This is a genomic window from Prochlorococcus sp. MIT 0801 (assembly GCF_000757865.1).
Classification (GTDB): Bacteria; Cyanobacteriota; Cyanobacteriia; order PCC-6307; family Cyanobiaceae; genus Prochlorococcus_B.
This window is the reverse complement of record NZ_CP007754.1, coordinates 520,911-534,100: the sequence shown is the minus strand read 5'-3', so window position 1 is coordinate 534,100 and position 13,190 is coordinate 520,911. Positions and strand designations below refer to the sequence as shown.

Below are 13,190 nucleotides of genomic sequence, written 5' to 3'. Positions count from 1 at the left end.
ATGATAAAGCTCATAATTGTAAAGGATCAGGATCAATAGAAAGACTTACTCCTTTTGGCAAATCTTTCCATAATTCAGGCCCATAAGGGAGTGGTATATGACTTAATTCTGGACCGTACAAAAGAAGTTGCCAACGGCTTTTACCTGCAACCTTCTCTACTAATGAAGGTGCTGGACCGACTAATTTCCAACCTTTTTGACTGCAAGCATTCTTTATTTTTGATAAAACATCAAATGCTCCCTGTGATGTCAACTCTGAAGATTCGCCAGAGAACCTTATTAAGCAGGCTCGACTGTATGGAACCATCGAGGCTTCTTTTCTAGTCTTTTCTTCTTTTTTCAGAAATTCTTCATAACTCCCATCAATCAAATGAAGAATCACTGGATGATCAGGACAATAAGTTTGCACTACAACCTTTCCAGGTTGTTCACCTCGCCCTGCACGACCAGCCAATTGCATAAATAGTTGAAGCGTTTCTTCAGTAGCCATTAAAGCAGGACGATGCAATAAACCATCTGCTGCTAAGACGACGGCAAGAGTTACCTTTGGTAAATCCATTCCCTTAGATAGCATCTGAGTACCTACTAAAATATCGGCCTCACCATCAGCAAATCTTTCTAGCAACAATCTATGGCCATCACGGCCTCTAGTTGTATCTCTATCAAACCTTAATAACCTTATCCCCTCTAGTTCTCTTTCTAAATGATCCATAACTCTTTGTGTTCCAGTCCCAAACGGTTTAAAAGCATTTGAACCACATTCTCCACATTTATCACTAATTTTCGAACGAAAGTCACACCAATGACAACGCAACCATTGATTACCCTCTTTAGAACGATGTACAGTTAGCGCAACATCACAATGTGGACATTGAACGACCTCTCCACAACTGCGGCAACTTAAAAAACTACTATATCCACGTCTAGGGACTAAAATAATAGCTTGATTTCCACTCTCTTTTATACTCAAAAGTTGTTTTTTGAGATATCTACTAATTAAGCTTCGATTTCCAATCGCTAATTCTTCTCTCATGTCTACGACTCTAACCGTTGGTAATTTACGATTCGAAATCCTTTGGGTTAATTTTGCAACAACTACATTTCCATTGGGTTTTAAATTTTTCCAAACATTTAAAGATGGTGTTGCTGTCCCAAGTATTACTTTAGCGCCTATTTTTTTTGCTCTATGAATTGCCAATTCTCTAGCATGATAGCAAGGCATAGGGGATTCCTGTTTATAAGAGCTATCGTGTTCTTCATCAAGAACTATCACTCCTAAGCTGGATAATGGTAGAAAAACAGCTGATCGAGTACCAATAAAAACACTAGGCTTTGTGTTATCTAAAGCTCTCTTCCATGTCTCAATTTTCTCTTTCGTAGAACAATTACTATGATATTCAAAAACATTTAACCCAAATCTTTTTCGAAAGCGATCAACTAATTGTGGTACTAACCCAATTTCGGGTGTTAGGATAAGACAATGTCTACTTTTAGATAACTCAAGCGCTGCAATTTGTAGGTATACCTCTGTCTTACCAGACCCAGTAACACCCCAAAGCAAAAGAACTGAACCATTTGAAAGAGACTCATATTTTTCTTTTGCTAATTTTTGCTCTAGCGTTAAAGGTTGAGGTTCCTCAATCTTTAAAATCTTTTTATCATCAGATTCTTCATTATCAAAAGAATTAAAAAGAAAAAGACGTTTTTCTCTTTCTCCGAAACCAACTGAGACAAAGTTTCTAATCAATACAGACGAAAATCCTTCAGCCTCCAAATCCTTTTGCCATTTCCCTCCTCCATTTAAGAGAAGATTTTTCTTTAACTCAATCTGTCGAGAAGATATCTTTCCCTCACGATTATTGCTAGACAATTTTACCCACCAGAGTTTTTTAGGTCTATTCGATAGTTTCGACCTTCCTAACCAACCAGGCGGTAACGCGGTCTTAAGCATCTGAAAATCACTTACATATAAATCAAGAGCAATTTCTTCTAGCCACTCTCTCCATTCTTTTTTAATAGCTGCTTTTTGAACCAATGTTTCTACATTATTCAGCGAAAAATTATTTAAATTTTGGTGTGTACTAGTTATATTTTTTTTCATCTTCTTGACGACCAACCCTTGCATGCTTTGCCCTCTCAGACGCACTGTAACAACATCGCCTAAATCAATATCTAAATTATTTCCATCTTGATAAGAAAAACATCGGCCTTCACGACCTACATGTAACCAAATATCAAATACAAAAGGATTCATATCTTTTTTAATACTTGCCGACTTTAGAAATTTTTTCTACCATTAGATAGTGAACAGCTTTAAAGCTGTTGTGGAACTTGCAAAATTCCACCCAGAGGGAAGACTAGAAGCTTTATCAAGAATAGGAAAAATCCAATTCTGAGATAAGCCGGTCTGAGAAATCCCCTGACTTCGTTGCTTACACATTTCCATTCTTCAACAAAACATCCTTCATAAATTCAAGTCCATATTGATTTCATGTGATTTTTCGCAAGATTTATCACAATTAAGGACAATCTCAAATTAGAGTGCTTTTGTTGAAATTTTACCAATTAAATAGTTTTTCCTGAAATATTATCTCTAGGAGATTCCGACCATTTTTTCGGGTAATAACCTGAGTTCTGCAACAGACCACAAAACCATCGGGGAAATCATGTTAAAGGAAAAACAGACATCTAAAAATATTTCTATTAATCAGGAAACTAAAAACAATTCCAAAAAAATTAAAAAAACAGTTGCCAAAGTAAACGTGACCCAAGAAACCCAAACTCTTTCTCAAGAATCTTCAACTGATCTAAAAATTGATTTAGATCTTGAGGCGGATAAATTAATTGCCGAAGCTAATAAAGTCCCTGAAGCTGATATCGATTTAGATGATGATGACGATAATGCCTCTGTGCTGTCGAGTGCTCAAGAAGCAGCAGCTAAAGCCTTAGCAAGTATAAAGATAGGACCAAAGGGTGTTTACACAGAAGACTCGATTAGGGTTTATCTACAAGAGATTGGTCGTATAAGACTTCTCAGACCAGACGAAGAAATTGAATTAGCCAGAAAGATAGCAGATCTTCTTCAATTAGAGGAAGAAGCTGCGCAATTTGAAAGTGAGAATGGACATTTCCCATCAGTCAAAGAATGGGCAGTTCTTGCAGAAATGCCATTAACTCGCTTCCGCAGGCGATTAATGCTTGGTAGACGAGCAAAAGAAAAAATGGTGCAATCGAATCTACGATTAGTAGTTTCAATTGCCAAGAAATATATGAATAGAGGGTTGTCTTTTCAAGATCTTATTCAGGAAGGGAGTCTTGGTCTAATTCGTGCTGCTGAAAAATTTGATCATGAGAAAGGTTATAAATTCTCAACTTACGCTACTTGGTGGATAAGACAGGCTATCACTAGAGCAATTGCAGATCAAAGCAGAACAATTCGTTTGCCTGTGCATCTATACGAAACAATTTCAAGGATCAAGAAAACCACTAAAGTTTTAAGTCAAGAGTTTGGAAGGAAACCAACCGAGGAAGAAATTGCCGAAAGCATGGAAATGACGATTGAGAAACTCAGATTCATTGCCAAAAGCGCTCAGCTCCCCATTTCTCTTGAGACCCCTATTGGCAAAGAAGAAGACTCTAGACTTGGTGACTTTATTGAAGCAGACATAGAAAATCCCGAACAAGATGTCGCAAAAACCTTATTAAGAGAAGATTTGGAGGGTGTTCTCGCTACATTAAGTCCCAGAGAGAGGGATGTTCTAAGACTTCGTTATGGCCTAGATGATGGAAGAATGAAAACCCTTGAAGAAATTGGACAAATTTTTGATGTAACTAGAGAGAGGATTAGACAAATAGAGGCTAAGGCTCTCAGAAAACTCCGCCATCCAAATAGAAACGGGGTTCTTAAAGAATATATCAAGCTAAATTAAAAAAATTAAACTAAATAAGCTTTACTTTCCCAAGCAACAAATACAAATAATTGTTTAGGTCATAGATTTCATTTCACATCAACCTTATTAAATTATTTTCCAAGAATTTTAATTTGGTAAGGTTGACTGCTTAAGGTAAAGAAATAGAAAATATTTGCTAATGACACTAGACCAACTGCGCATCGCCTCTCGCCGAAGCCAGCTGGCCATGGTTCAGACGAACTGGGTACGAGATGAACTACAAAAAGCACATCCTGATCTTGCTATCACTATCGAAGCAATGGCTACGCAGGGTGACAAAATACTTGATGTAGCATTAGCAAAAATAGGAGATAAAGGTCTTTTTACTAAAGAGCTTGAAGCTCAAATGCTTCTTGGGCATGCCGAAATTGCAGTCCACTCACTTAAGGATTTACCCACGAACCTTCCAAATGGCTTAATTCTTGGCTGCATCACAGAAAGGGAAGATCCTTCAGACGCGTTAGTCGTTAATGAGAAAAATCAAATTCACAAACTAGAGACTCTGCCAGAAGGTTCTGTAGTGGGGACTAGTTCCTTAAGAAGGCTTGCTCAATTGCGATATCATTATCCACATCTTGTTTTCAAAGATGTACGAGGAAATGTTATTACACGATTAGAAAAGCTTGACTCAGGAGAATATGACTGTCTTATCTTAGCTGCTGCTGGATTACAAAGACTTGGTTTTGCTAATCGAATACACCAGTTAATTCCAACAGATATTTCACTCCATGCTGTGGGACAGGGAGCTCTTGGCATTGAATGTGTAAGTGGTCAAAAAGAAGTCCTAGATATTTTAAAAACACTTGAACACGAATCAACATCTAAAAGATGTTTAGCAGAAAGGTCTTTCCTCAGAGAGCTTGAAGGAGGATGTCAAGTTCCAATAGGCGTTAGAACGGAAATTAACAACGATGAATTAATTCTTGAAGGGATGGTCGCAAGTTTAGATGGTAAAAGATTAATTAGAGATATAAAAAAAGGATCGGTAAGCTCTGCAGAGGAAATAGGCATAGACTTAGCCAATGAATTAAAGGGCCGTGGAGCAGGAGAAATATTAGAAGAGATATTCAAGTCTGCAAGAGCCTAAATCATTCATCCTAATTTAATTAATTAAATTAGGATCTATTTCAGATAAGTAACGCTCCTCACAGGATTTAATAATCTGAACTGCTTTTTCAACACCAAAGAAACCATTGACGGTACAAGTTCCTGGTTTTTTTAGATCCTTGTAATGCTCCCAATAATAAGTTGTTTCATTAATCCAATGCTTACCTAATTGCTCAAAGCTTTGAATGTGATCCATCCTCTTGTCATCGGCTATCACACCAATAACTTTGTCGTCAACTTCACCTCCATCATCAAAAGTCATTATTCCTATAATCCTTGCCTCAACAATTGAACCGGGGACCAAAGGCTCTGTAACATTCACAATTTCGATATCTAATGGGTCTCCGTCTTCATCCCATGTACGTGGAAGACACCCATAAGCAAAAGGGTAGGCCAGAGAAGAATATCCAACCCGATCAAGCTTTAGATGTCCTGTTTCAGTAATAAGTTCGTATTTATTTATTGTATTTGAATTTAACTCAACGATTGTATTGACTCTAAGTTCAGATTCATTGGCAAACGCAGGTAATACATGAAGCAGATTAGGCATTGTTCTGCTAGGTGCTTGGTCAAGGTTAGCCATGGTATTTTTTTATGTTCTTACATGGTAAATCAACACAGTAAATGCAAATGAAGTTGTGGCAGATAATTTAGAAAAGTTTCAACAAAAGATATGCTCCACTAAATCTTTTTGGGCAATATATGTCTATATTACTCAGAAATAGTAGAAAGCTTTTCAAGTTTATTATCTAAGTATTCAAGAAAATAAGTTGGTGATAATTTTGCTCCAGAGACCTTCTTTACAAGTTCCTCGGAATCTAAACTTCTACCATAATGATGAACATTTTTACGAAGCCAACCCAATATTTTACTGATTTGCTTAGATTCAATAATATTTTCAATTCCTCCTAAATCTTCTTCAAGAGTTTTTGTTAACTGAGCGCTAATAAGATGACCAAGCAAATAAGAAGGAAAATAACCAAACATCCCCTCACTCCAGTGCACATCTTGCAAACATCCTTCAGTATCATTTTCTGGCGAAACACCTAAAAGGTTCAAATACCTTTTATTCCATTCATTAGGCAGATCGTCGACAGAAAGCCCTCTCTCGAGAAGATCAATTTCCAAGTCAGTCCTAATCATTATGTGCAAGCCATAACTAAGTTCATCGGCCTCTACTCGATTCAATCCTGGAGTAAATGGATTTAGATTGATCCATAAATCATTTCCAGAGTGAATTGGAGCACCTGCATTCTCAAAGTGATGCCAAAAAGACTTTGCAAATGAAAAGCTCCTAGCAATTCTATTTTCCCAAAACAGAGATTGACTCTCATGTACAGCCATAGAGGTTGCTTGACCTAACGGCCATGCAAACCATTGGTGACTTTCAGAGGGTAAGCCTTGTTCATAAAGAGAGTGCCCCCACTCATGGGCAGTAGCTAATAAGCAAGAAAGTGGCTGACCTTTAACTATTCGAGTAGTAATTCGATAATCATCCGGACCTAAAGTTATGGAGAATGGATGAGGGGACTTAGCTATAGCGGTATTAGAAGGATCTCTAGACCAATCATTTAAAAGTATTTGACATAGTTTTTCTTGATCACCAATTGTTAAATCCCATTTTTTACTCTTTTTGTTGGTTATTGTCTCAACCTTCTGAATCAATTCTGGCAATCTTTTTTTTAAAGGTTCAAATAGTTCGCTTAAACGATTAATCGTTAAGTTCGGTTCAAAAGGCTGGGCAAGTGTCTCCCAGCAACTTCTTTCTTCACAGAGCTGATTGGATTGTTCTGTTCGTAATGCAATTAATTTCTTAAGCGAAGGAGAAAAACTTTTGAAATCTTTATTTTTCCTAGCTTCCTGCCAACACATATAACCTTCAGACTTTGCTGTTGCAAGCGCAGCAACCAATTGAGGATCCAAACTTTTCTGTCTATTGAAATCTTGCTCAAGCAACTCAATATTTCTAAACCTATCTGTCATGAGTTGTGATTCAAAATCGTCTTTTTCTTTGAAATTTTGAAGTTCAGATTTAGCTTCTTTTATTAAAAGTTCGAACTGTTCAGAACTTTGTCTTGCATGAAGTTGCTTAGCTAAAAGACTTAATTGCTCTCCTCTCCAAGTGGAACCAGCAATAGGCATAGATGTATTTTGATCCCAGTACAGAGTGCTTTGTATCGATCCCAATAACTGCGTATCTTTTAGGTAATCACCCAAAAGCTGCCAAGCAGACTTTGACAATGTATTCCATTTGATATTTACGTAATGCTAATATCTAACTGACGAAAATAGATCAGTATTTGATCAATTTTAAATAATTTAAATCATAAATTCTTAATTAAATTACTCATGATTTAAAAATCAAAAAGGTTCAATCTTTTCTAATAGATCGAGTTCAAACACTTTAACTTAATAAGAAAAGAACAAACCTGTTAGTATTTAATACAGTCAAGTTAGACAGGTTATTAGAAATGGAACAGATTTTATCAACTTTAGATTTCGAGACGAAGGGACAAGGTTTTACTGACATAACAAAAGACATTAATGATTGGATCCAATATAAAAAGCTTAAAAAAGGACTACTTCTTATTTTCCTAAAGCATACAAGCTGTAGTTTACTTATAAATGAAAATGCGGATATTAATGTTCTTAAAGACCTTTCAGCTTACATGAAAGCTATTGTCCCAGAAGAGGGAATTTATCCCATTAACAGAAGTCGTGAAAAAATAGAATATCTTCATTTAGAAGAAGGGTTAGACGATATGCCTGCTCATATAAGAACAATGCTTACTTCAAATAATTTAACCTTCAGTGTTGTTGATAGTAAATTAGAGATAGGCTTATGGCAAGCAATATATATATGGGAACATAGATCATCAAATAAATCAAGGTCATTACAATTGCATGCAATTGGCGATTTTGATTTAAATTAAATAAAATATAAAAAACTCATGGTTTCCTTAATAGAGCAAAATGAGCTCAATTCTTTTACAAAAAAGAACCCTTCTTGGTTAATAGATAATAAAACTATAAAGAAAGAATTTAAATTTGATAATTTTATTGATGCGTTTGGCTTTATGAGTAAGGTCGCTCTTTTATCTGAAAAAATGGATCATCATCCAGATTGGCAGAATACATATAATAAAGTTAAAATCAATTTAACAACTCATGACAAAGGTGGAATCACTAATAATGACATAAAGCTTGCTGAGTCTATTGATAAATTAATCAATAACTAATTTATTATTATTTTCTACAATTAAAATGAGTACTAGCGAATCAAATCTTAAAGAAATTATGGTTTCCAAAACTAATATTCCTATTACAATTATATCGGGTTTTTTAGGATCAGGGAAAACAACTTTATTAAATAATATACTTACTAATCAGAAAGAAATAAAGACAGCTGTATTAGTTAACGAATTTGGTGAAATAGGAATTGATAATGAGTTAATAGTCAAAACTGAAGAAGAAATGATAGAACTAAGTAATGGATGTATTTGTTGCTCTATAAATGGTGAGTTAGTAGAAGCAATAGAAAAGTTAATTAGTGTCAACAAGAAGTTAGACTATATTATCATTGAAACTACAGGATTAGCCGATCCTCTTCCAGTTGCGATGACATTACTTGGAAGTGAGTTAAGAGATCAAACAAGATTAGACTCAATTATAACTCTCATTGATGCTGAGAACTTTAATGATGTTGCTTTAGAAAGTTCAATAGGAAGATCACAGGTAATCTATGGTGATATTTTACTTCTAAACAAATGTGATTTAGTAACTAATAAAAAGATAGAAGAAACCATAGAGAAGTTAAAAGAAATAAAAAATGATGTGAGAATTTTAAAAAGCATTAAAGGAAATATTCCTCTGAATCTATTATTAAGTGTGGGTCTATTTGAAACTGATCTAATTATTCAAAAAGAATCAGTTCATGATCACTCTCATAAACATGAACATAAACATGAACATGAACATGAACATGAACATGAACATGAACATGAACACTCAGAAGAAGATAATAAAATTGAAGATTTTCTTTCTGTTTCTTTTCAAACTAAAGAACCTTTCTCTCTTAGAAAATTCCAATATTTTCTAGACAATCAATTAAAAAGTAATGTTTTCAGAGCAAAGGGTATTCTTTGGTTCAGCGAAAGCGAAAGGAGACATGTCTTTCACCTTGCTGGAAAAAGAATTTCTATTGAAGATAGTGAATGGGGAGAGGAAAGAAATAATCAACTTGTCTTTATTGGAAAAGAATTAGATAAAAAAGAAATACTCTCTCAATTAAATGCATGTATTGACAAATAATCATAAAAAAACAAATTGAACAACCTCAAATCCAATTCAAAGGCCGTCAAAAAAGAAAATAATATTAAATTTATCTATAATTTAATTGAATTAAATAATAGTCGCCACATATTAAAGTACTTAATAATTCTAATAACATTTTTTATTTTATGGCCGTTATTTACTCTCGTAAAAGAGGGTTTATACGGAATTCAAAAAGGTTCTATTTATTTAACGACAGCCAATCTTAATGAAATAAAAGGAACACTTTTACTATTGATTTTTTCTCTAACTCTAGGAGGATTTTTAGGTATAGCAAATGGTTGGATTTTAGCCAATTGCCATTTCAAAGGCAAAAAAATACTTAGAGTTTGCCAACTAATTCCTTTTGCAACTCCAGCTTATCTTTTAGCAGCTACTTTCATTGACCTCGGCAGCATTAATTCAATCAGAATTACCGGTATGTTTTGGGGTGTAGTAATAATGGCATTCACAACCTACCCATATGTATTTCTACTAAGTACAGAAAGTTTTGAGAAAGGCGGTAGAAAACAAATTGAAGCATGCAGAACTCTTGGGATAAGTCCTTGGAAAAGTTTTTTTAGAATATCTATGCCAATGGCAATTCCCTCAATTACTGCGGGGTTAGCTTTAATGGCGATGGAAATCATAAATGAGTTAGGTGCCGTTCAACTTTTAAATATTCCAAGTATTTCAGCTGGAATACTTGAGAGTTGGGTAGAAGAAGGTGAGCCCTCAGGTGCAATTGCTCTTGCCCTATTTGCCCTGATTTTAGTTTTTCTATTAGTTGCAATTGAACGCAAATCAAGAGAAAAAAGTAAACGATGGATAGACGGAATAAGTAGTCGGAATTCACAACAATGGGAATTAAAAGGTATAAATCTGTTCCTAGCTCAAGTTATAACATTTACACCTCCAATGCTGACATTGGGTATTCCAATTACATGGGCAATAATAAATATTGATCAAATAAATAAAGGCTTCAATACAGATTTAATTGGATTAACTATTAGAAGCTTTAGTTTAGCCTTAGTTGTTTCATTAATAACGGTATTTATATCATTAATTTTAGCAATTTCCAAGAGATGGAATAATCATCAATGGCTCAATATATTAACCTTCTTATCAAGTATTGGCTATGCAATTCCTGGATCTGTTTTAGCCCTTTCTCTTCTTTCCTTTAAAGGAAACATCTGGCAAATCAACATCTTAAGCTTACTAATCTGGGGGTATAGCATTCGATTTTTAGCTGTTTCAAAAGGTGGCCTTGATGCCGGCTTTGAGAGGATCACACCAAATATAGATAATGCAGCCATAAATCTCGGAAAGAACTGGTCAGAGGTCCTTTTAAAAATACATCTGCCACTTCTCAAAGGACCTATGTTGGTGGGTATTCTTCTTGTTTTTGTTGACACAATAAAAGAATTACCACTAACCTTTATATTAAGACCCTTTGATTTTGATACGCTTTCAGTACGAATATTCCAATATGCAGGAGATGAAAGAGTAGCAGAATCTATATTACCTTCAATGATAATAATTTGTCTGGGATTAATAGCCTCTTTAGCCCTAATACCAAGCTTAAATCACAGAAATGACTAAAATAAGTATCAAATAGATATTTAAACATTAAATAATTTTTTAACTGGATAAATCAAAGTTGCTAATATATCAGAAACTGTTGAAACTAGCCGATAGCAAAGCAATGAGGCCAAGAGAGGTGCCTCTGGCAAATGTGAGCTAAGACTAAATAGAATAACAGATTCAAACACACCTAACCCTCCAGGTGCTGCAGGAACTATAAGACCAATTACCCATGCCAAGGAAAAGGAAGATATTAATTCACCTTGAGAGATTAATGACCCAATAGAAAATGCATTTACACAACATAAAAAGCCAAGAAATCTGAACAAAATAAATATAATTTCTACAAATAGTGGCTTATATGGATACAACATCCTTATTGAAATATCTTGGCTATTTTGCGATAAATGTATGTCTTCTATATTATCATTATTAATAAAAGCTTTTGCCTTCATTTCTCTTAATTTTTTGATTAGAAATTGTCTAAATTCTGGCAAAAAGAGCAATGTAGATGACCAGCAAAGTATATAAATCGATAAGTTAAAACCTCTAAAAGGTATAAAAATAAAGCCTGCAACTAGCATTAAGATTGGCTCTAATAAAATAGATTCAATTGATTTTTCATTTGAAAGTTCTAACCGTAAGGTCTTATATCTAGATACAAAATGCCATATTCCACCAGGCAAATATTTATATATATTTGTAGCTAAAAAAAGTTTTATTATATTCAAATTATTAATACTACAACCAATATTATTGATTAAAAGCTTCCATGCATAAGCATTAATAATTATACTAAAGAAACTAAAAATAACACCGCACAATAACCATAATATCTCTTCACTAGTAATTATCTGATTAGATAATGAATCAAAATTCCCATATATTGAATTCCCAAGAAATGCAAAGCAAATTAAAGTTATCAACAGTTTAATATTGATTTTATAAATCATTCCAAAAACAAAATTTTTTCTGATCATTTGATTCATAGATAAATTAATTATCAAAAATAGCAATCATCTATTTCATAGAATTCTGATAATTCAATAATTAATTTCTGACGTATCTCTTCTATTGGAATTCCTGTCTTTAAAGTTATACGAGTCAAGTCTTTATGTTCTATTTTTATTGAATTCTGACCATTTGGTCTCATTACTTGTTTAACATTAACTGTCCCAAATTTAGTTTTATGACTCACTGTTCTTCTTGGAAGTATCCAACGACTGATTTTATTTTCTCTTACTCCAATTGTTGTACTATAGTTAAACCAGACTTCACGCAGTAATTTTTTATGCTTGGGGGAGACAATAGCTTGTATACATATACCTTTTCTATTTTTTTTCATATCGACCGAATAACAAATAACATCAATGGCACCTGCAGATCTTAATCTATCGATTAAAACCGCAACATCTTCAGGTGTGGAATCATCAATCCAAGCCTCCTGAGAAATTATAGTTTCATAAGAAGGTTTATTATTTTCTATATTTTCATCATTTTCATCTATTAGTAAAATACGTAAAAAGTTAGGTCGAGAAATATTTTTACTTCCTAGTCCAATACCAATATTCTGAATATTTATATTACCTGGCTGGCCAAACTTATCTATAAAAGTTGCAATCAATGCGATACCCGTAGGAGTTGTTATTTCACCAAAATATTTATCATCAAGTACCATTAATGGGATTTTATTTTGCCTCGCTATCTCTAGAACAGTAGGCACTGGGACAGGTAGAGGGCCATGTGAAGTGGATACGATTCCTTTCCCAGAAGGTGGATTTGAAGAATAAATCTTGTATGGCTTTAAAAAATCTATAGCAGAGCAAACATTAACAATATCAAGGATAGAATCCATTGAACCTAATTCATGGAAATGTACATCTGAGATTTGATGCCCGTGGACAACTGCTTCTGCTTCAGCAAGAATTTCAAAAACCTTAATAGACTTTTTCTTCACATAATCATTCAAGCTTGAATCTAGAAGTAAGTTCTTTATCTGATTAAGACTTCTAGATAATTCCTTAAATTGAATTTCGTTTTTTGTACAGACAATACCTTTTATGCCTTCACTATCTGCCTCATTAAATTTGAGTTTATAATTTTTATCTATGTTTAAACTTACTAAGTTATCCAAGAAAATAGAGTGCGGAACACCTAAATTGAAAAAAGCTGATGCGAGCATATCTCCAGATATGCCAAGACTACAATCAATAAAAATAGATTTCATTTATGATTAAA

General features: G+C 34.1%; 11 protein-coding genes. 6 read left to right on the top strand and 5 right to left on the bottom strand.

The window, feature by feature from the left end:
- Positions 1-10: 10 nt before the first annotated feature.
- The gene (priA, locus tag EW15_RS02785; protein ID WP_038651638.1) at positions 11-2,254 is read right to left on the bottom strand and encodes a primosomal protein N'; all 2,244 of its coding nucleotides are present in this window, start codon (positions 2,252-2,254) and stop codon (positions 11-13) included.
- 412 nt (positions 2,255-2,666) lie between these two features.
- Between priA and rpoD the strand changes: the two genes are divergently transcribed.
- Positions 2,667-3,929: an RNA polymerase sigma factor RpoD gene (gene rpoD / locus EW15_RS02780; protein ID WP_038651635.1), complete on the top strand. Its 1,263-nt coding sequence runs from the start codon at positions 2,667-2,669 to the stop codon at positions 3,927-3,929.
- Positions 3,930-4,089: 160 nt separating this feature from the next.
- Positions 4,090-5,037: a hydroxymethylbilane synthase gene (gene hemC / locus EW15_RS02775; protein ID WP_038651632.1), complete on the top strand. Its 948-nt coding sequence runs from the start codon at positions 4,090-4,092 to the stop codon at positions 5,035-5,037.
- 15 nt (positions 5,038-5,052) lie between these two features.
- Here the strand turns inward: hemC and EW15_RS02770 are convergent, their stop codons facing one another.
- On the bottom strand, positions 5,053-5,640 hold the full coding sequence (locus EW15_RS02770) for an inorganic diphosphatase (RefSeq protein WP_038651629.1): 588 nt from the start codon (positions 5,638-5,640) through the stop codon (positions 5,053-5,055).
- 128 nt (positions 5,641-5,768) lie between these two features.
- Positions 5,769-7,298, bottom strand: a complete 1,530-nt coding sequence (locus EW15_RS02765) for a carboxypeptidase M32 (protein WP_038651626.1) — start codon at positions 7,296-7,298, stop codon at positions 5,769-5,771.
- A 230-nt stretch (positions 7,299-7,528) separates the two neighbouring features.
- On the opposite strand from EW15_RS02765, the gene EW15_RS02760 reads away from it, so the two are divergent.
- From EW15_RS02760 to EW15_RS02745, 4 genes are read left to right on the top strand one after another with little or no spacing between them, the layout of a single operon-like run.
- Positions 7,529-7,990, top strand: coding sequence for a secondary thiamine-phosphate synthase enzyme YjbQ (locus tag EW15_RS02760; protein ID WP_038651624.1), 462 nt, complete (start codon positions 7,529-7,531; stop codon positions 7,988-7,990).
- 18 nt (positions 7,991-8,008) lie between these two features.
- Entirely contained in the window at positions 8,009-8,296 is a 288-nt protein-coding gene (locus EW15_RS02755) for a 4a-hydroxytetrahydrobiopterin dehydratase (protein ID WP_038651621.1), read from the top strand.
- Between the two features lie 25 nt (positions 8,297-8,321).
- Complete coding sequence (locus tag EW15_RS02750; protein ID WP_052041157.1) at positions 8,322-9,368, top strand: GTP-binding protein; 1,047 nt, start codon at positions 8,322-8,324, stop codon at positions 9,366-9,368.
- Positions 9,369-9,383: 15 nt separating this feature from the next.
- Positions 9,384-10,970 (top strand): iron ABC transporter permease, encoded by a 1,587-nt coding sequence (locus EW15_RS02745; protein ID WP_038651618.1) that lies wholly within the window; start codon positions 9,384-9,386, stop codon positions 10,968-10,970.
- Between the two features lie 20 nt (positions 10,971-10,990).
- Here the strand turns inward: EW15_RS02745 and EW15_RS02740 are convergent, their stop codons facing one another.
- Both EW15_RS02740 and larC read right to left on the bottom strand, forming a co-directional pair.
- Positions 10,991-11,932 (bottom strand): lysylphosphatidylglycerol synthase domain-containing protein, encoded by a 942-nt coding sequence (locus tag EW15_RS02740; RefSeq protein WP_225866596.1) that lies wholly within the window; start codon positions 11,930-11,932, stop codon positions 10,991-10,993.
- Positions 11,933-11,955: 23 nt separating this feature from the next.
- Entirely contained in the window at positions 11,956-13,179 is a 1,224-nt protein-coding gene (gene larC / locus EW15_RS02735; RefSeq protein WP_038651615.1) for a nickel pincer cofactor biosynthesis protein LarC, read from the bottom strand.
- Between the last annotated feature and the right edge of the window lie 11 nt (positions 13,180-13,190).